Consider the following 18,138-nt stretch of genomic DNA (forward strand, 5'->3'; position numbering starts at 1 on the left):
CAACCTGACTCAAACCAGTTCGGGCTGCGGTTCGCGTCGCGGTTCCGGCAGATGCGCCGACGCGGGCTTCCGTTCCCACAGCTTGGTGGTCCGTACGTAGCCGTAGACCACTGAGGTCATCGCCAGAATGAGCAGCGGCCCGAACACCCACGGATGTTCGGCCATCTCCATCGACAGATAGCGATACGACGCCAAGAGGGCAGCGAAGACCGCGGCGCCGTAGACGACGAGCTGGATTCCCGGCCGGTCCCAGCCGCGGTCGAGCGAGCGCAGCGCCGTCTCGATCGTGAGCGTGAACACCACACCGGCGACGATGTCCGCGCCGTAGTGGTAGCCGAAGCCCAGCGTTGCGCCGAGCGTGGCGATCAGCCAGAACGCGCCTGCGACTCGCAGAGCCCGTGGGCCCTTGCGGGAATGAATGAAGATCGCGGTGGCCCACGCCGTGTGCAGGCTGGGCATGCAATTGCGCGGGGTGATCCCGTCGAAGAACATCGGGTGCGGGGTAGTGACCGGCGGCGGCGTGTCCGGCCACAGGTTGGCCACCGCCCAGTGCCCGCCGTCGGCGCCGTAGGCGAAGACCGGTCCGACCACCGGGAAGATCATGTAGATGGCCGGCCCGAGCAGACCTATGACCAGGAACGTGCGCACCAGGTGATGGCCGGGGAAGCGGCGCTCGACCGCCACATTGCGCAACTGGTACAGCGCGACGACGACCGCGGCCACCCCCAGCTGAACGTAGACCCAGTCGAGAACGTGGGCGCCGACCGGGCCGGTTGCCTCGACGATCCGGCCCATCAGCCACGACGGGCTGCCCAACGCGTGATCGGCGGCTGCCATGTACTGGTCGAGCACCACCGGTCGGGTCTTCGACGTGATCAGCAGCCAGGTGTCGCCGGTCTTGCGGCCGGCCACCAGCAGCAGGCCCAGTCCGACGCCTTTCAGCAGCAGGACACGGTCCCGGCCGGTGCGGCGCGTGAAAGCAATGACGGCATGGGCCAGGACCACCCACAACGCGCCGTTGCCGGCCATCATCTCGGCGTCGACCGCCCACCGCACGAGCCAGAACACGACGTCGATGCCGATCGCGGCGCCGACCGCGACGAACCGCTGCCGCCAGGTGAGCGCCACCATCATCAACGCCATACCGGCGTACAGCAGCGGCCCTGATTTGGGGGCGAGTATCACCTCTCGCACCTGGTTGGTCATCGGCCCCGGCACGCCGTACCGACGCGCGGCGATCTCCAGTGCAATGAGGAATCCGAGGCCCACCACACTCACCGCGACCCACAGCATGACGCGTGGTTGACGCCATGCAGCCAACCGAAGGCTGCCGCCTATTCGCGAAAACCCTCGCGTTATCGTAGATATCAATTTTCAGCCGATTTGTGATATTTCAACGTGATCGTTGCGAGCTCGAACATGCTAGCGGAGCGGGTGGGTTTCGCTGATCACGGGTACGTCGAATACAGCGATCGGTTCCCCTTTGCCCGCGGCCACGGCGGACATGAAACGCCGCGCGGCCCCGGATTGGGGCGGCGCGGGCGGCTCGGTGGACGGGAGGGCGGGTGCCGGGGCGGGGCTTGACGGCGACAGTGGCGATGTCGAGGACGGCGCGAGCGACGCCGACAGCGGATAGTCGCCAACGAGAGTGCTCAGACTGGCCAGAACCAACTGAATACTCAGTCGCCGCGGCCTGGCCATGCGAACGGACAAACTTGCCATGGCCTACCAGGCCGCACTCCATCTCGCCGCCATCCTCGTCTGGGCCCGGTGTCAGAGCCTGCCCAGTCAGCGATCGACTTTCCAAGCCGCATCGGCCGGCGGCGTGGCGACCGCGAGGATGTGACGGACGATCCGGAGTCCCTCGACGAGCGGCACGGTGTCCTCGTCGGGGTACTCGTCGTCTTGGCCGACGGACAGCCTGAAGCCATCGCTCCAGCCTTCACAGGTCCGTCCCGCAGCACCGTCAGGCGACGGCCGAATCCGGCCCAGGTAGGCCATGCCGGTGGTCCAGTCGATCGTGCCCACGCGCCCGGGGAAGAGATCTCGTCACCGGCAAGAGCTTCGCCGGGCGCGCGGGTACGCTGGTGACACGGTCCCCACAATCTCCTGCGCGACACAGGTGATCACGACGGGACGGGAGCCACACCATGGCCGAGCCGGCACCACCGACCACCTCCCGGCGGAGGATGAGTCCGCAATCGATCGTCGTCTGGGTGATCGTCGCCCTGGTGGGCGCGGCCGGCTGGGGCGTGCTCGCCCTCGCCCGCGGCGAGCAGGTCTCCGCCGTCTGGATGCTCGCGGCCGCTCTCGGCTCGTACGCCATCGCGTACCGCTTCTACTCCCGCTTCATCGCCAACCGCGTACTGAAGGTCGACAGAACGCGGGCCACCCCCGCCGAGCGGCTGAACAACGGCATCGACTTCCACCCGACCGACCGCCGGGTGCTCTTCGGCCACCACTTCGCGGCGATCGCCGGGGCCGGTCCGCTGGTCGGCCCGATCCTCGCCGCGCAGATGGGGTACCTGCCGGGCACGATCTGGATCATCGTCGGTGTCATCGTCGCCGGCGCCGTCCAGGACATGATCACGCTGTTCTTCTCCACACGCCGTGACGGCCGTTCGCTCGGTCAGATGGCGCGGGACGAGATCGGCCCCTTCGGTGGCGCCGCGGCCCTGATCGCGGTCTTCGTCATCATGATCATCCTGCTGGCCGTGCTGGCGCTGGTGATCGTCAATGCGCTGGCCCACTCGCCGTGGGGCGTCTTCTCCATCGGCATGACGATCCCTATCGCGTTCTTCATGGGCTTCTACCTGCGGGTGCTGCGGCCGGGCAAGGTCCCGGAGGTGTCGCTCATCGGTGTCGCGCTGCTGCTGCTCGCCATCATCGCGGGCGGCTGGGTCGCCGAGTCCTCACTCGCCGACTTCTTCACCCTGGAGCCGAGCACCCTGGTCATCTGGATGGTGGTGTACGGGTTCTTCGCCTCCGTACTCCCGGTCTGGATGCTGCTGGCGCCGCGCGACTACCTCTCCACCTTCATGAAGGTCGGCACCATCGTGCTGCTCGCAGTGGGCGTGGTGATCGCGGCGCCGACCCTGAAGATGCCGGCGGTCACCGAGTTCGCGGGCAACGGCCAGGGGCCGGTCTTCGCGGGATCCCTCTTCCCGTTCGTCTTCATCACCATCGCCTGTGGCGCGCTGTCCGGCTTCCACTCCCTGATCGCCTCGGGCACCACCCCGAAGATGATCCAGAAGGAGACCCAGATCCGGATGATCGGCTACGGGGCGATGCTGACCGAGTCCTTCGTCGCGGTCATGGCGATGATCTGCGCCTGCATCCTCGACCCCGGCCTGTACTTCGCGATCAACTCCCCCGCCGGCGTCCTCGGCACCACGGTGGAATCCGCCTCGCAGGCGGTCGCCAACCTGGGCTTCACCATCACCCCGGATCAGCTGACACAGGCCGCCAGGGACGTCGAGGAGGCAACTCTGCTCTCGCGCACGGGCGGTGCGCCGACCTTCGCCCTGGGTATGTCGGACATCTTCTCGGCGGTCGTGGGCGGCGCCGGTCTGAAGGCGTTCTGGTACCACTTCGCCATCATGTTCGAGGCGCTCTTCATCCTCACCACGGTCGACGCGGGAACCCGGGTCGGGCGCTTCATGCTCCAGGACATGCTGGGCAACGTCTACAAGCCGATGAAGCAGGTCAGCTGGAAGCCGGGTGTCTGGTTCGCGAGCGCTGTCGTGGTCGGCTGCTGGGGCTACTTCCTCTGGGTCGGTGTGCACGACCCGCTCGGCGGCATCAACCAGCTCTTCCCGCTCTTCGGCATCGCCAACCAGCTGCTGGCCGCCGTCGCGCTCGCCGTCTGCACCACGCTGCTGATCAAGTCCGGGCGTCTCAAGTGGGCCTGGGTGACGGCCGTTCCGCTCGCCTGGGACGCCGCGGTCACCCTCACCGCGAGCTGGCAGAAGATCTTCTCGGGCGATCCCAAGGTGGGCTTCTTCACCCAGCGCGACAAGTACCAGGCGGGCATCGACGCCGACCAGGTACTGCCGCCGGCGAAGACCATGGAGGAGATGCAGACCATCGTGACCAACTCGACCGTCGACGGCATTCTCTCGGCCCTCTTCGCCGTCCTCATCGTGGTGGTTCTCGCGGATGCGGCCAGGGTCTGCGTGAAGTCGATCCGCGCCCCGGAGGGCATCCGTCTCGCCGAGGTCCCGTACGTCGAGTCGAAGCTGGTCGCACCGGCCGGGCTGATTCCCACCAAGGAGGAGAAGGCCGAGCTGGCGGCGGCCGGACCCGGCGGTGCGGACCGCGCGGCTGCGGGAAGCGGGAAGGCGTGAGTACCGTGACGGGTATGACAGCGGTGAGTGGCGTGCGACGCGCGGTGGACTGGATCCGCTGGTACGTGGGCGAGGTTTCGGGCGAGTCGGGGTACGACCGCTACGTCACGCACGCCAGGTCCCACGACCCGGGCGCGAAGGTGATGTCGCGCCGAGAGTTCGAGCGCAGCCGCATGGACGCCAGGGAAGCCGATCCGCGCGAGGGGTTCCGTTGTTGCTGAGCGATACGGCGGCGGGCCACCGCGCCGGCGCCGGGCACCGCCGCGAGACCGGATCCGGGCCCGGCAGCGGAGGCGTTGGCCTACAGCAGCTCGACACGCTGGGAATCACGAGGTCCGCGTTCGCGGCCGGGCCCGGTTAGGGCCTGGCTCCGGACATGAGCGACTGCTCCAGAAGGTGGCACGTCAAGGCTGCCTCGCACGGGTCCTTCGAGCATGCCGGGGAACCCAGTTGCTCTGTCTGAACGCCGCTGACAGGGTCTTGGCCATGCCTACCTTCTCCGCGTATGACGGAACCAAGCTTGCGTACCACGTGTTCGGAGACGGCCCTCCTGTGGTCTGCCTGCCCGGGGGGCCGATGCAGGCTTCCGTGTACCTCGGCGACCTCGGCGGCCTTTCCGCGCACCGACAGTTGGTCATGCTGGATCTTCGGGGCACCGGCCGGTCAGCGATTCCGGAGGACGCCGCCTCGTACCGCTGCGACCAACTTGTCGATGACGTTGACGCCCTGCGCGAGCACCTTGGCCTGGAAAGGATGGACCTGCTCGCGCATTCCGCAGGCGCGAATCTGGCGGCGCTGTATGTGGGCCGCCACCCGGAACACGTCAGCAAACTCGCGCTGATCACGCCGAGCGTCATGGCCGCCGGGATCGCGATCACTGGAGACGTCCGGCGCGAGACGGCGCAGCTCCGCCAGGACGAGCCGTGGTTCCCGGCGGCGTTCGCGGCCTTGGAAGCAATCACTGCCGGCCAGGCGACGGACGACTGCTGGCAGGCCATCGCGCCGTTCTTCTATGGCCGCTGGGACGAGGTGTCTCAAGCCCATCAGGCTGCCGAGGACAGGCAGAAGAACAACGAGGCCGCGACTGCCTTCGGCGCCGAAGGCGCCTTCGACCCGGACGCCACCCGTGCGGCGCTCGCACGGTTCGAAGCGCCGGTGCTCCTGCTCGCTGGGGAGGTCGATCTGAATTCTCCTCCTCGCGCGATGCCCGAGTTCGCCGGGCTGCTTCCGAACGCCAGGCTGGTCATTCAGCCAGGAGCCGGACACTTCCCGTGGCTCGACGATCCCGACCGGTTCGTGGCGACCACCGCGGCGTTCCTGGGATAGGCGACTCACGCCCTAGTGCTGGATTCCTCTCTCGCTGGGTATGTGCCTGGTGGCGGGGTGCACCAAGTCCTGGACCCGCTCGACGGATCCGGACTTCGAGGGAAGAGGACGCGGATCATCGGCCTCTACACCAGCCCGCCCGGCGGCGCGACGATCGTCTGCGCCGACGAGCTCGGACCGGTGAACCCACACACTTTTCCGCCGGCGCCGGGCTGGTCGATGGACAGTCATCGCATCAAGTCCGAAGTCGACTACGGCCGCGGGCCCGAGAAGACCTGGGTCTACGACGCCCTGCGGGTCAGCGACGGACAGGAGATCACGATGACCGCCTCCTCACAGGCTTAGCCAGGCCCGGTGTTTCCACCTCTGTTGAGCCAGGCGCGGACGGCTCCGCCGTCATAGACCACCAGGTAGTCGGCCTTGTCGTCGCCGTTGCCGCGCTCGGCCCCGTGGCCCCGTGGCCCCCCATGGACGGGCCCCCGAACTCACTATTCCCACGCACGGTCGGGGATCGACCGGCCCGCCGGACGCGTTCGTCAGATGCTCAACGCCGCGGCACCTTGCGGAGCAACCACCGCACCGCCAGCAGTACCCCCGTCACCACCGCGACCGCCCCCAGCACGAGCAGCCAGTTGCGCAGGTAGTCCAGCGGCAGCGCCGACGGATTGGTCGGCGCCCCCGGCCGCAGCAGCGGCGGCAGCGCGATCATCGTCAGACAGCCGGCCACCACCAGCGCCCCGCGGACCGTGCCGCGGGCCGGGACTGCCGCCAGCAGCAGGCCGACGCCGAGCACCAGCGGCGCGATGATCCCGTCGTGCAGGACGATCGCGCCCGCCAGCCACAGCGCCACGTCCTTCAGCTGGCCGCCGGTGAGCAGCAGCGTCGCGCCGACGGCCATCAGTGCGAGGCCCAGTGCGCCCGCCACGATCCGCATCACAGGACCTCCATCCTGGTGACCCACTTGGTCTGCAGCACACCGGGGCGGTTCGGCGCGATGATGCGCGCCGGGAAGCCGTGGTCAAGAGAGAGCACCTGGCCGTTGAGGCGCAGGGCGAGCAGGGTGAGCGGATCGCGGGTGTAGCCGCTGCCCATCTCCATCACTCGGTATGTGCCGCGCCGCTCCAGCGACACCACCCGTACCGCCGCGTCGGGGCGCGCTCCGGCACGTTCCAGCAGGTCCTGTACGCGTACGCCGGTCCACTGGGCCGACTTGCTCCAGCCCTCCACGCAGGCGATGGGCAGGGTCACGGTGTGCTGGGGCATGGCCGCGAGATCGTCGAGGGTGAGTTGGTACGAGTCCCTGCCGAGCACGGTCAGCCGCCAGTGGGCGGTGCTCACTCCCGCCAGTCCGGCCGCGGCGGCCGTGCGGTTGACCGGCAGGCCCTGCGGGCCGTGGTCCGGGTGGCGCGGCGCGAGCAGGTCGAAGCGTTTCAGCGGGGTGAGGGACTGGCCCACGGTGGTGAGCGTGACCGCACCGACCGCGGCTGCGATGCCGGTCAGCAGGGAGCGCCGGTCGGGTCCGTCCGCCGCCGGGAGCTCCAGTGTGCCGGGCGAGCGTCGGCTCCAATGCGCCCTGATCTCCGGGTACTTGACCGCCACATGCAGGACCACAGCGCCGAGCAGGAGCCAGGCGACGGCGAAGTGCACGGGTACGAAGGAGAACGGCCACGGGTACCACTGCACGATGTTGAGCAGCCCGGTGAAGAGCTGGAAGACGGCCGCCGCGACGAGCACCGCGACGGAGAGCCGCTCCAGCGCGTGCCGCACCGACCGCAGCGCGGGCCACACGAACAGCCGCGGGTAGACCGCCCACAGCTTGGCGAGCAGCAGCGGGATGGCGGCGATACCGCTCGCCACATGCAGGCCCTGGGTCAGCCGGTAGCCCCAGGTCGGCCGGCTCGGCAGTACGTTCACGAGCCAGTCCGGCGGGTGCTGAAGATAGTGGCTGGTCACCCCGGTCACGAAGCAGACGGCGATCGCCCCGCCCAGCCAGCGGCCGATGGAGGTGGCCGTACGGGGGTCGTGCAGCTTCCCCTTGAACGTCGGCAGAATCGGTGCCGGCAGCCGGGGCATCCTGGGCGGTCGCGGCAGGATCATCCTGGGCAGCCGGTGCGGTCGCGGCAGCCGTGGCGGTCGGAGCTTCATGTCTTCCATGAGACCTCCCGGGCGGCCCCCGCGGAGGGTCGCGACACCTTACGGAATGCGGACGTCAGGGGGCGGCGCACGGCCCGCGCCGCCTCCGGCTGCGACGCTGAGCCTGTGATCAACCCGCGTACTCTCGCCGCCGGCGCCCTGCTGGCGGCCCTGACGGCCGTGCTCGCCGTGACGATCCGCAAGGACGGCTACTTCACCGATGCCCTCGGGCTGTCCTGGTGGTACGCCGCCTGCTGGGCGCTGTTCGTCGCCGCGGTCGTCGCCGTACGCAAGGCCCCGGTGCGGCACGCCGTGGTCCTCGTCGTCGCGGGCGGTGTCGCGGTGGCGGCGACCGGGCTCCTCGCTCCGCCGCGCACCAGCACCGACTCGTACCGTTACGCCTGGGACGGCAGGGTGCAGGCGGCCGGGATCTCGCCGTACGACCACGCCCCCGCCGATCCCGCGCTCGCCGGGCTGCGCGACGGCTGGCTGTTCCCCACCGGGGCGCAGTGCGTGGGCCCCGGCCGGGCACGGATCCCCGGCCCCGAGGGCGAGGTGCACTGCACGCGGATCAACCGGCCGCAGGTGCACACCATCTACCCGCCGGTGGCCGAGGGGTATTTCCTGCTCGTCCACGCGCTCTCGCCCGACGGGGCACGGCACAAGGCCCTTCAGACGGGCGGCGCGCTGCTGGTGCTGGGCACCACCGCCGCGCTGCTGCTGGTGCTGCGGCGGCGCGGCGATCCGCGCCGTGCGGCGTACTGGGCCTGGTGTCCGATCGTGCCGGTCGAGGCGGTGAACAACGCGCATGCCGATGTGCTCGGGGCGCTCCTCGCGGTCGTGGGCCTCGGTGTGCTGGTGCGGCGGCGCATCGTGGGCGGGGCGCTGCTCGGCGCGGCGGTCGCGACCAAGCTGCTGCCCGCCGTGGTGCTGCCCGGCGCGCTCTCGGGTGTGCGGCGGGTGCGGGACGCGGCGGCCGTACTGCTGCCGGCCGCCGCGGTCGTCGCGCTGAGCTATCTCCCCTATGTCCTCGTCTCCGACAGCTCGGTCTTCGGTTTTCTCGGCGGCTATACGCAGGAGGAGGGGTACGACGACCCCTCGGCCAGTAATCGCTATGCGCTGCTCCGGCTGGTGCTGCCGGGCGACTGGGCGCTACCCGCCGTGATCGCCGGGATGCTGGCGGTCGCCATCCACGTCCTGTGGCGCGGCGATCCGGAACGTCCATGGAGCGGCGCTCTGCTGGTCACCGGCACGGCGTTCCTGCTGCTGACTCCGGGCTACTCCTGGTACGCCCTGCTGCTGGTCGCGCTGGTGGCCCTGGACGGGCGGTGGGAGTGGCTCGCGGTAGCGGTCGCGGGCGCGGCCAAGTACGTCACCGTCAAGATGGACGCCGACCCGCAGACCGTGGGGACCGTCGTGTACGCGGTCGCAGCCGGCGCGGTGCTCGTCGGCTGCGTACTGCGTCGTCGTGCGCGGCGTCGTCGTCACGAACCGCAGGCGCTTCCTACCTGGTCCGTCGGTACTGGGCCATGACCTCGCCGGGGGTCAGCGCCCGGTCGAGGAACATCAGGTCGTCCATCCGGCAGTTGCAGGGGTTGCCCTCCTTGGTGTTCTGCGGATAGCTGCCGCCGATCTTGATGCCGCGCGGGTCGCTCGGCGATGCGGCGTCCGGCTCGGGCGGCCCTTCGACGGCCCACGGGTCGCCGGTGAGCGTGTAGAAGCCGGGCACGGCACGGCCGTTGCGGTAGAGCGCCATCGTACCGTCGTCGTAGTCGAAGGTTGCCGCGAGGAACACCCATGTGTCCTGCGGCAGCAGCGTCTTCCAGTCGGCGTCGGCGGCGAAGGTCTGCGAACTGGCGCCGTCGACGCGGCGGCCGAGCGCGACGACCTTCATCTCGCCGTTGACCGTGATGAGTTCGAGGAGGGCACGCACATCGTGGCCCTGCGAGGTGCCGGAGAGGACTCCGGCCAGGCCGATCGCTCCATAGCGGTCGTCCGGCTTGGCAGAGCCCGAATTGGGGCTGGGGTTCTCCCCGGTCATCTTGAACCAGCCCATGACGGTCGTCTCGCGTACGCCGTTGAATGCGTGCAGGGTGGGGACGCCGTCGGGGCCGTAGACGCCCGCCTTCCAGTCGTCGTTGCCCGGGGCGGTGGGCGTGTTCTGCCGGGTCTGGAGGACATGGCCGCGGTCCCTGTCCCATGCCCGCATCCGGGCGCCGCCGTTGACGAGCTGGATGTCGGTGCCGGACCGCCCGCGGTCGCCCTCCCAGCCGGGTTTGTCGCGTACCGGATGACCGAAGTCGTAGTACGCGACGAGATTCCGCTTCAGCGAAGGCAGTACCGGGCCGTGCTGGGCGCTCGCGGCTGCCGGGGCGAGGGTCAGGGGCAGCAGGGCGACGGCGAGCACTGCCGCGAGAAGCCCTCTGCCGCGGTGGCCGACTGGACTATTTCGCATCGGACACCTTCCAGATCCGGCCGTTGGCTTTCGAGAGCACATACAGCTCGCCCGCGCGGTCGGTGCCGAACCGCAGGTCGACCCGCTTGTCGCCGGCCAGCGCCTGCATCGAGGTCGGTGCACCGCCCGCGTCGAAGACCTGGAGCTGGTGGACCGTGGCGAGCGGGCCGCCGCGGCGCATCTCCCGGACGTCGGAGTAGAAGATCCGTCCGCTCACGCCCTCGGAGTAGATGTACTTGCCGTACAGCGCGGGCACCTGCCATCCGCGGTAGACGAAGCCGCCGATCAGTGCGTTACCGCTGTCCGAACAGGGCTTGTCCGGCGGCGGGTTGTGGTCGAAGGCGGCGACCGGGTAGGTGTAGCCGTTCTTGGCATCGTCGGCCGGGAGCGGGAACACTCCGCAGGTGGGGTTGTCGGCCTTGCGATAGGCGAACGGGCCCTCGCGGTTGCTCCAGCCGAAGTTGTCGCCCGCCTTGGCGTCGTACACCGACTCGACCCGGTGCTCGCCGATGTGGCCGATGAACATCTGGTGGCGGCCGCCGGTGTCCCAGCTGAAGCGGTGCGGGTCGCGCAGCCCGTACGCGAAGATCTCGCCGAGTCTGCCCTGCTGACCGGCGAAGGGGTTGGAGGCGGGGATTCCCCATTTGCCGCCGGGGCCGTTGTGGCCGAGCGGGTCGATCCGCAGGATCTTGCCCTGGGGCGCGGTCAGATCCTGCGGGACGGTGCCGCCGGCGCCCGCCGCGCCGTCGCCGACCGCCACGTAGAGGAGGCCGTAGTCCTTGTCCCAGGGGCGGGCGTTCGGATTGAAGTTGATCTCTTGAATGTCGTGGTACGTGTCCTGAAAGCCGAGGCGCATCACTTCGCGCCGGGTGCCGCTGAAGGTGTTCGCGCGGGGGTTGTCGGCGGTCCACTCGGTGATCACGCTGTGGATGCGGGTGGTTGTGGGGGCGGCCAGGTCTACGGGCTTGGTGGTGAGCGCGTCACGGGCCTCGGTGTGCACCGTGTAGAAGATGCCGTTGCGGGCGAAGCGCGGGTGGAAGGCCACGAATCCGAAGCCACTGCCGAGTCCCTTGTGCGACCAGAAGTCCGGTCCCATCGCGGTGCCGACATCGAGGTACTCGCGCGATCCGCCTTTGCGGTCCAGCAGATAGAGCTTGCCGTTGAGGTCGGGGACGTACAACCGGTGTGAGTGGTCCGGTAGTTCGCCGAGGTAGTTGATGCGGGCCCAGCGTTTGAGCCGGGCGTCGGTCGGCGGCGGCACCGACTCCGACTTGGGGAGGGTCGCGAACTCCTCGAGCACGAGACCGTGCCGGGAGACGGCCGGGTCAGGCAGTGGGTCGGCTATCGGCCCTTCGTCCTGCGCGAGTGCCGGTGGCGCGATCAGCGCCATCAGCAGCACCCCCGCGGAAATCGCTAACCGGCCTCTTCCTGGCTGGGGCATCCCGCTCACCTCGTCGGCTCGGACGGCATAGAAAGCGCTTCCGCGCAGCGCCTGCGCCAAGTTACAAAGCGGGGCCGGGGGGCGGCAAGGGGTGCGGAACGAGCAATGTGGTGTGCACGCCAATCCACCGTGGGCTCCGCCCGTCGGCGCGGGTCGACAGGCAAGCGGCCGAGCTGCTGCGCGTCGCGCTGCGCCACGGCGACAGTCACCGCCCCACTGGCCAACTCCGCTGTCTTTACGTCACGTTGGGCCGGGTCGTACGCTCCCGCCTCATGACCTCACCCGGCATACGACCCCGAACAATGTCGCTGCTCGCCACCGCGGGCGCGCTGCTGGCCGGCTGCCTGCTGGGCACGGTCCCCTCCGCCACCGCCGAGGAGGGGGCGGCGCCGGTGACCGAAGCGGCCACCGTCGTGCCCGTGCAGACAACAGGCCCCGCCGACAAGCGGTTCAACATCATCGTCCTCGGCGACGGCTACACCGCCGAGGAAATGCCGGCCTTCCGCGCCGATGTCGACAAGCACCTCAGTGTGCTCTGGTCCACCGAGCCGTTCGCCTCGTACCGCAGTTACGTCAATGTGTGGGCGGTGGAGGTCCCCTCCACCGAGTCAGGTGTGGACTGCGACCCGGGACTTCAGTCGCCGCGCCGCGACACCGCGCTGGGCATGGGCTTCTGGGGCGGCTGCAACGCGAACAGCGTGCAGCGCCTCCTCAGCGTCGACACGAGCTCGGCGACCGCGCTCGCCGACCTCGTGCCCGGATCCGCGAGCGCCAACCGGCAGATCGTGGCGCTCGCCAACAGCGACACATACGGCGGCGCGGGCGGGACCTTCGCCACGGCGTCCGGCGGCAATGCGCTGTCCTCGCTGATCACCCCGCACGAGATCGGCCACTCGCTGGGCAACCTGCAGGACGAGTACGACTACTACGGACGGGGTGTCCCGGGTGGCACGTACGAGGGCGGCGAGCCCGACTCCGCCCACCACACCCTGCTGACCGAGGAGCAGATGAAGCGGCAGCGCGCCAAGTGGTGGCGCTGGCTGGGCGAGAAGAGCGAGTCGGGCGGGGTCATCGGCCGGTTCGAGGGCGGGATGTACAGCACCAAGAACGTCTGGCGGCCCAGCAAGCACTCGATCATGAAGACCCTCGGCTACGCCTTCGACCAGGTCGGACGCGAGGTGATGGTGCAGAAGATCTCCGCAAAGGTGAGTCTCGTACAGGACCACACCCCGAACGCCGCCCCGATCGGCGACGACCGGACGGTATGGGTGGACACCCTGCATCCGGTGGGCGGTGAGCTCGATGTCGTGTGGCATCTCGACGGGCGTCCGCTGCGGCTCGCGGGTGATGCCCGCACGCTGGATCTGCGCCGGCTCCAACTCGCCCGCGGGACACATGAGCTGACGGCCACGGTCACCGATGAGACGCCGTTCGTACGCGACCCGGCGATCCGCGCGTCCGCAGCGCTGACCCGTACCGTCGCCTGGACCGTGGACACGGCTGTCAGCACCCGGCCGGAGCCGGTCGAGCCCGCCTTCACCGGCCACACCGACACCGAGACCCCGGTGGGCTCCGCGACGGTCGTGCACGCCGACACCACACACCCCGCTGACCGGACCCTAGCCGTCCGCTGGACGCTCGACGGCCGCCCGGTGGCCAACCCGGGCAACGACCGCGATCTCGATCTGGGCGCGCTGCGGCTGCGCCCCGGCGCCCACACCCTGAGCGCCCGGATCGCCGGCACGCAGACCACGCTGACCTGGACGGTGGACGCGGCTCCGGCGACGGCGGCGTACGCGCTCTCCAAGCCGCTGCGCACGGTGCACCGGCCGGGGAGGCCGGTGGAGTACGTCTACGACGGGCCGTTCACGATGAGGCTGACGGCCCGTGACGACCGGGCCGGCCATGTGGTGTCGCAGTTCCGGGTCGACGGCGACGGCTGGCAGACGTACTACGGCTGGCCGACCGACGCGGACGCGCCGTACCGCTTCACCCCGGGCGGCACGGTCATCGACGATCTCGTCTACGGCAAGCTCGGCAAGACCCGCGCGGTGCCGTGGGACGACGCCACCCCCGACTACGGCACCCACACGATCGAGTACCGGACGATCGACTCGGCGGGGAATGTCTCGGCCCCGGAGAAGTTCCTGGCGACGCTGCTCGAGCCGGAGGCCGCGACGGGCTGACGAGGGCTCACCAGGGCGTGTCGTCCGCCCCGGGCCCGAACCGGCGGCGGTATGCCGATGGGGTGAGCCCGGTCTCGCGGCGCATCAGAGCGCGCAGATTGGCGGTGGTGCCCAGGCCGCTGCGCCGTGCGACCACGTCGAGAGGGGATACGCCCCGTTCAATCAACCGGCAGGCGAGGGCGAGGCGTTCCCCGGTGAGCCACGCGAGTGGAGTGGTGCCCAACTGGGCCTGGAAGCGGCGGTGCAAGGTTGCGGGACTCAGTGCCGCGCGCGCCGCGATGTCGGGCACGGCAAGGGGTGCGTTCAGCCGTGCCTGTGCCCAGGCCAGTACCGGGGCCAGGGACTCGTCCGGCACGTCGGGCACCGGCCGCTCCACGAACTGCCGCTGGCCCGCCGTCCCGGTGGGCGGCGAAGACGAGGCGCCGGCTCACCGAGTTGGCGATCTCGGCTCCGTGGTCGCGGCGGACCAGGTGCAGCCCGAGGTCGAGCGCGGCCGCGCTGCCCGCGGCGGTGAGGATGTCGCCGTCGTCGACGAAGAGCACGTCAGGTTCCAGCTGGACGGTGGGGAAGCGTGCCCGGAAGGAGTCCGCCCACTGCCAGTGCGCGGTGGCCCGGCGCCCGTCGAGGACCCCGGCCTCGGCCAGGGTGAAGGCGCCGCTGCAGAAGCCGACCAGCCTTGCCCCTCGGGCGTGCGCCCGGCGGACGGCGTCGAGGACGGCGGGGCGGCGGGGCACCTCGACGTCGGGCCGGTTGGGCACGATCAAGGTGTCCGCCGAGTCGGCCGCCTCCAGATCGGCGACTCCCGTGAGCGTGAAGAATCCGTCCCGCATCAACGTGCGGGGCTCGGGCGAGCAGAGTGTGAAGTCGTAGAGGTCACGGCCGATCTCAGGCCTGCGCAGGCCGAACACTTCGGTCGCGCAGCCGAGTTCGAAGGGGTTCGAGTTCTCGTCGACGATCACGACGACCCGGTGCGGACCCCCCTCACGGCCTGGGTGCGAGGATTCTTGCGACATCAGCCATTTCTACCACTCACACCGGCACTGCGGAACGTCGGATGGTTGAGCACATGAGCAACGAACCGATCGCCCTCAGCAAGGCCCTGGCCTCCTTCGACGCCCTGTGGAGCCCCCGCATCGTCACCCGGGTCAACGACTACGACGTACGCGTCGCCAAGGTCGAGGGCGAACACCTCTGGCACGTCCACGACGACACCGACGAGTTCTTCCTGGTGCTCGACGGCGAGCTGCACATCTCCCTGCGTGAGCCCGCCGGGGAGCGCACGGTCTCGCTCCCCAAGGGCTCGGTCTTCACGGTCCCGCGTGGCACGGAGCACAAGCCGTCCGCTCCGTCCGGCGCCGCGATCCTCCTCTTCGAGCCCACCGGGACACAGACGGTCGGTGACCGCCACGACGAGATCCCGGACAACGTCGACGTGACGACAGGGCACACACTCGACTTCTGAGCACGATGCGGCTTGCTGGTGTCTGTCCGGAGGGCGGCGGCTTCGTGACCGGTCGTCTCTCGCTCCACGTGTCTCGTGCGGGGCAGCTGAGCAGTCAACTGCGGACCAGGTGCGGACCGGGTGTGCCGTCAGTTGAGCAGGAAGTCCGCCTGGCCGGACTTGGCTCCCTCGATGAACGCGGCGAACTCGCCGCAGGTGTAGATCAGCGCGGGGCCGTCCGGGTCCGCGGACTGGCGCACCGCGACCCGGCCGTCCGCCAGCTTCATGGTCTCGAAGCAGTTGCCCCCGTTGCCGCCGCTCCACGGCTTGTGCCAGCCCTCGCTGCCCAGCTCGGCGGCCGGCATGCCGTTGTATATGTAATCCATTCACAGCTCCTCGCGGAGATCCCTGAGGATCTCCTTCGTGCGTTGTGCAGTCGCGGCCTGAGCCGCCATGCGGTCCAGAACCTCCAGATGCGAAGCGACCTCGGGGCGCGCGTCGAGGTAGACGGCGCCGGTGAGGTACTCGCTGTAGACCATGTCCGGGAGCTCGGGGACAGCGAACCGGAAGAGGACGAACGGCCCGTAGGTGCCGGGGTGGTGTCCGGTCGCGAACTCCGCGATCTGCAGGGTGACATGGGGCAGCTGGGCGCCTTCGAGCAGCCGGTCGATCTGCGCTCTCATGACGCCGGGGCCGCCGACGGGCCGGCGGAACACCGTCTCGTCCATGATCACCCACAGCTTGGGTGCGTCGGGGCGGGTGAGCAGTGCCTGGCGTTCCATCCGCAGCGCCACATGGCGCTCGATATCGCCCGGATCGGTCTGGCCGACGGCTCCGCCGAGCATGATCGCGCGGGCGTAGTCCTCCGTCTGCAGCAGACCGGGCACGAAATGCGGCTCATAGGCGCGGATCAGGGCGGCCGCGCCCTCCAGGCTGACGTACATGCTGAACCAGCCCGGCAGAACGTCGTGAAAGCGCTGCCACCAGCCTGGTTTGTTGGCCTCCTCTGCCAGCTCGATGAAACCGCGAGCCTCGTCGTCGGTGATCCCGTACGCGTTCAGCAGCAGCTGGACATACGGGATTTTCAACGCGACCTCGGCGGTTTCCATCCGGCGGATGGTGCCCGCGGCAACGCGAAGGACCTTTGCGGCCTCCTCGCGCCTGAGCCCGGCTCGCTCCCGCAGGTCCTGCAAGCGCTTGCCGAGAACGACCTGCCCCACAGTGGGGGCGGACCGCGGTTCACTCACTTCGAAACCTCCCCACGTGCTGTTGCGAGCAGTGTGCCACGGCCCCGCAGCGATGAATATGCCCACTCTGAATCTTTCAGAGTGGGCCTTGCCAAGGTGTCCACCGCGGCGGGAGAGTGGTCGGGTGAACCGTGACGCGCTCACTGCCCAGCGGCGGGACCCGTGCTCGGGGGCCGACCACCACCGATACGGCTTCGAGCTGCCCGCGCGTGCCGAATTCGTCAGCAGGGCGAGAAGGCTCACCCGCGAGCGGCTCCACTGCTGGGGCATAGGCGGAGATGTTCACGACACGGCAATGCTCGTCGTCTCCGAACTGGTCACCAACGCGGTCGTGCACACCGACGGCCACCTGGTCGCCTGCGAACTCCTCAACGGCGCAGAGCGGCTGCGCATCACCGTGCAGGACCAGGGGTCCACGCCCACCGGCCCGCGCGTCTGCCACACCGTCGAGGAGGAGCGCGGGCGCGGACTGCTGCTGGTCGAGGCCGTGAGCAGCGCCTGGGGCGCGTACGAGTCGAAGCACGGCCCCGGCCGCATCGTCTGGGCGGAACTGGCACAGGCCGAGCTGGTGCGGGCCGAGCTGGTGCGGGCCGAGCTGGTGCGGGCCGATCCGGCGCAGGCTGAACTGCCGCCCGCGGACCCTCCGTTCGGAGCGGACTTTCCCTTCGGGGCGGACTTTCCGAACGGGGCGGGCTTTGGGCTTCCGGGACCGGAGAGGCTGTGCTGAAGGTCCTGGCGACGCTCCTCTCGCGGGGCGGCCGCCACCACAGCGAGACCGGCGAATCCCGGATGACCCGGCTCGCACTCCCGCCCGCGCTTGTGGCCGATCTGGGCTGCGACGCCGTGGGCGTCCCCGCGCGGTACGGCTTCAGGCTGCTCGGGCGGCTGTCGCGGAACGGCTGTGTCTTCGCCGACAACGACTGGTGGTGGTGGATCGTGCCGGCCGGCTCGGACCTGGAGCTGATCTGGCCGCTGCCGTCGCACTACGCCCGCGGGGCGTACGTACCAGCGGCCAACCCCCGCCTCATCCGCCGGCCCGACGGCACCAGCCCCTACACCCCGCCGATCCTGCTCTATCTGATGGCCTGCCAGATCACCGGCACCGCTCCGCTGTGGACGGCCGGCCTGGGCAGCGCCCGCGGCGCGTGAGCCCGCGCGGGCAGATGAGCGCGAGCGGGCAGAAGGTCGGCCCCGACAGTCTGCGCCGGGACGGGACGGCTAGTCTTCCGAGCATGTCAGAAGCCAATTCGAGCCCGGAGCGACAGGGGCTCACACCACGTCAGGCACGCGGCATACGGATAGCTCTCTCCGCGGTCATCATGATCGCCGTGGGCGTCACCCTCGTGCTGCGGCTCGGCAGCACGCACTCGGTGCTGACCATGGGCTTCTACGGCATCGCGCTGATCCTCTGCGGCAGCGCGCTGGTCCTCAGCCGACAAGGGCGTACGCGGGTGGCCACCGCGGTTCTGGGCGTCGGCGTCGCGGTGGCCGTCGTCGCCGAGTGGGCCGTCGCGTCCATGCGCTGAATGGGTCAGGCCCCCGCCCGGGGGATAGGCGGGGGCC

The 18,138-nt window shown here is 69.8% G+C and carries 19 protein-coding genes and 1 pseudogene; 11 read left to right on the top strand and 9 right to left on the bottom strand.

What is annotated here, in order from left to right:
• Positions 1 to 9: 9 nt before the first annotated feature.
• Positions 10 to 1,293 (bottom strand): phosphatase PAP2 family protein, encoded by a 1,284-nt coding sequence (locus tag QFZ67_RS05930; RefSeq protein WP_307660033.1) that lies wholly within the window; start codon positions 1,291 to 1,293, stop codon positions 10 to 12.
• Positions 1,294 to 1,504: 211 nt separating this feature from the next.
• Here QFZ67_RS05930 and QFZ67_RS05935 point away from each other — a divergent pair, with 211 nt between their 5' ends.
• A complete protein-coding gene (locus QFZ67_RS05935; RefSeq protein WP_307660034.1) occupies positions 1,505 to 1,636 on the top strand; it encodes a hypothetical protein in 132 nt (43 codons plus the stop codon).
• Between the two features lie 152 nt (positions 1,637 to 1,788).
• Here the strand turns inward: QFZ67_RS05935 and QFZ67_RS05940 are convergent, their stop codons facing one another.
• Positions 1,789 to 2,028 carry a hypothetical protein gene (locus QFZ67_RS05940; protein WP_307660035.1) on the bottom strand — a complete coding sequence of 80 codons (240 nt, stop codon included), beginning with the start codon at positions 2,026 to 2,028 and terminating at the stop codon, positions 1,789 to 1,791.
• Positions 2,029 to 2,150: 122 nt separating this feature from the next.
• Here QFZ67_RS05940 and QFZ67_RS05945 point away from each other — a divergent pair, with 122 nt between their 5' ends.
• The 4 genes from QFZ67_RS05945 (at position 2,151) to QFZ67_RS05960 (ending at position 6,017) form a co-directional block, all read left to right on the top strand.
• Positions 2,151 to 4,346 carry a carbon starvation CstA family protein gene (locus tag QFZ67_RS05945; protein ID WP_307660036.1) on the top strand — a complete coding sequence of 732 codons (2,196 nt, stop codon included), beginning with the start codon at positions 2,151 to 2,153 and terminating at the stop codon, positions 4,344 to 4,346.
• Positions 4,347 to 4,360: 14 nt separating this feature from the next.
• Positions 4,361 to 4,567 carry a YbdD/YjiX family protein gene (locus tag QFZ67_RS05950; protein WP_307660037.1) on the top strand — a complete coding sequence of 69 codons (207 nt, stop codon included), beginning with the start codon at positions 4,361 to 4,363 and terminating at the stop codon, positions 4,565 to 4,567.
• A gap of 265 nt (positions 4,568 to 4,832) precedes the next feature.
• Positions 4,833 to 5,672 (top strand): alpha/beta fold hydrolase, encoded by an 840-nt coding sequence (locus QFZ67_RS05955; protein ID WP_307665736.1) that lies wholly within the window; start codon positions 4,833 to 4,835, stop codon positions 5,670 to 5,672.
• A gap of 57 nt (positions 5,673 to 5,729) precedes the next feature.
• Positions 5,730 to 6,017, top strand: a complete 288-nt coding sequence (locus tag QFZ67_RS05960; protein WP_307660038.1) for a hypothetical protein — start codon at positions 5,730 to 5,732, stop codon at positions 6,015 to 6,017.
• Positions 6,018 to 6,216: 199 nt separating this feature from the next.
• Here the strand turns inward: QFZ67_RS05960 and QFZ67_RS05965 are convergent, their stop codons facing one another.
• Both QFZ67_RS05965 and QFZ67_RS05970 read right to left on the bottom strand, forming a co-directional pair.
• Positions 6,217 to 6,606, bottom strand: a complete 390-nt coding sequence (locus QFZ67_RS05965; protein ID WP_307660039.1) for a hypothetical protein — start codon at positions 6,604 to 6,606, stop codon at positions 6,217 to 6,219.
• Complete coding sequence (locus tag QFZ67_RS05970; protein ID WP_307665737.1) at positions 6,606 to 7,745, bottom strand: molybdopterin-dependent oxidoreductase; 1,140 nt, start codon at positions 7,743 to 7,745, stop codon at positions 6,606 to 6,608. Before QFZ67_RS05970 ends, QFZ67_RS05965 begins: the two co-directional genes overlap by 1 nt.
• 186 nt (positions 7,746 to 7,931) lie before the next feature.
• Here QFZ67_RS05970 and QFZ67_RS05975 point away from each other — a divergent pair, with 186 nt between their 5' ends.
• Positions 7,932 to 9,338: a glycosyltransferase family 87 protein gene (locus QFZ67_RS05975; protein ID WP_307660040.1), complete on the top strand. Its 1,407-nt coding sequence runs from the start codon at positions 7,932 to 7,934 to the stop codon at positions 9,336 to 9,338.
• Here the strand turns inward: QFZ67_RS05975 and QFZ67_RS05980 are convergent.
• Both QFZ67_RS05980 and QFZ67_RS05985 read right to left on the bottom strand, forming a co-directional pair.
• Positions 9,310 to 10,260 carry a LamG-like jellyroll fold domain-containing protein gene (locus QFZ67_RS05980; RefSeq protein WP_307660041.1) on the bottom strand — a complete coding sequence of 317 codons (951 nt, stop codon included), beginning with the start codon at positions 10,258 to 10,260 and terminating at the stop codon, positions 9,310 to 9,312. The genes QFZ67_RS05975 and QFZ67_RS05980 overlap by 29 nt on opposite strands.
• Positions 10,250 to 11,650 (bottom strand): sorbosone dehydrogenase family protein, encoded by a 1,401-nt coding sequence (locus tag QFZ67_RS05985; protein WP_307660042.1) that lies wholly within the window; start codon positions 11,648 to 11,650, stop codon positions 10,250 to 10,252. The genes QFZ67_RS05980 and QFZ67_RS05985 overlap by 11 nt, the downstream gene beginning before the upstream one ends.
• Before the next feature lie 323 nt (positions 11,651 to 11,973).
• On the opposite strand from QFZ67_RS05985, the gene QFZ67_RS05990 reads away from it, so the two are divergent.
• Positions 11,974 to 13,887: a M64 family metallopeptidase gene (locus tag QFZ67_RS05990; RefSeq protein ID WP_307660043.1), complete on the top strand. Its 1,914-nt coding sequence runs from the start codon at positions 11,974 to 11,976 to the stop codon at positions 13,885 to 13,887.
• 7 nt (positions 13,888 to 13,894) lie between these two features.
• On the opposite strand, the pseudogene QFZ67_RS06000 reads toward QFZ67_RS05990, so the two are convergent.
• Positions 13,895 to 14,900 (bottom strand): annotated as a pseudogene (locus QFZ67_RS06000) (GlxA family transcriptional regulator).
• Positions 14,901 to 14,953: 53 nt separating this feature from the next.
• Here QFZ67_RS06000 and QFZ67_RS06005 point away from each other — a divergent pair.
• Positions 14,954 to 15,349: a cupin domain-containing protein gene (locus tag QFZ67_RS06005; protein ID WP_307660046.1), complete on the top strand. Its 396-nt coding sequence runs from the start codon at positions 14,954 to 14,956 to the stop codon at positions 15,347 to 15,349.
• Between the two features lie 128 nt (positions 15,350 to 15,477).
• Here QFZ67_RS06005 and QFZ67_RS06010 read toward each other — a convergent pair whose 3' ends face one another.
• Positions 15,478 to 15,714, bottom strand: a complete 237-nt coding sequence (locus QFZ67_RS06010) for a DUF397 domain-containing protein (protein WP_307660047.1) — start codon at positions 15,712 to 15,714, stop codon at positions 15,478 to 15,480.
• The gene (locus QFZ67_RS06015) at positions 15,715 to 16,575 is read right to left on the bottom strand and encodes a helix-turn-helix transcriptional regulator (RefSeq protein WP_307660048.1); all 861 of its coding nucleotides are present in this window, start codon (positions 16,573 to 16,575) and stop codon (positions 15,715 to 15,717) included.
• A 124-nt stretch (positions 16,576 to 16,699) separates the two neighbouring features.
• On the opposite strand from QFZ67_RS06015, the gene QFZ67_RS06020 reads away from it, so the two are divergent.
• The 3 genes from QFZ67_RS06020 (at position 16,700) to QFZ67_RS06030 (ending at position 18,101) form a co-directional block, all read left to right on the top strand.
• Positions 16,700 to 17,302 (top strand): ATP-binding protein, encoded by a 603-nt coding sequence (locus tag QFZ67_RS06020; protein ID WP_307660049.1) that lies wholly within the window; start codon positions 16,700 to 16,702, stop codon positions 17,300 to 17,302.
• A 62-nt stretch (positions 17,303 to 17,364) separates the two neighbouring features.
• Positions 17,365 to 17,724, top strand: a complete 360-nt coding sequence (locus tag QFZ67_RS06025; protein ID WP_307665738.1) for a hypothetical protein — start codon at positions 17,365 to 17,367, stop codon at positions 17,722 to 17,724.
• Positions 17,725 to 17,807: 83 nt separating this feature from the next.
• Entirely contained in the window at positions 17,808 to 18,101 is a 294-nt protein-coding gene (locus tag QFZ67_RS06030) for a hypothetical protein (protein WP_307660050.1), read from the top strand.
• The last annotated feature ends 37 nt before the right edge of the window (positions 18,102 to 18,138 follow it).

Source organism: Streptomyces sp. V1I1 (genome assembly GCF_030817355.1).
Lineage (GTDB): Bacteria > Actinomycetota > Actinomycetes > Streptomycetales > Streptomycetaceae > Streptomyces.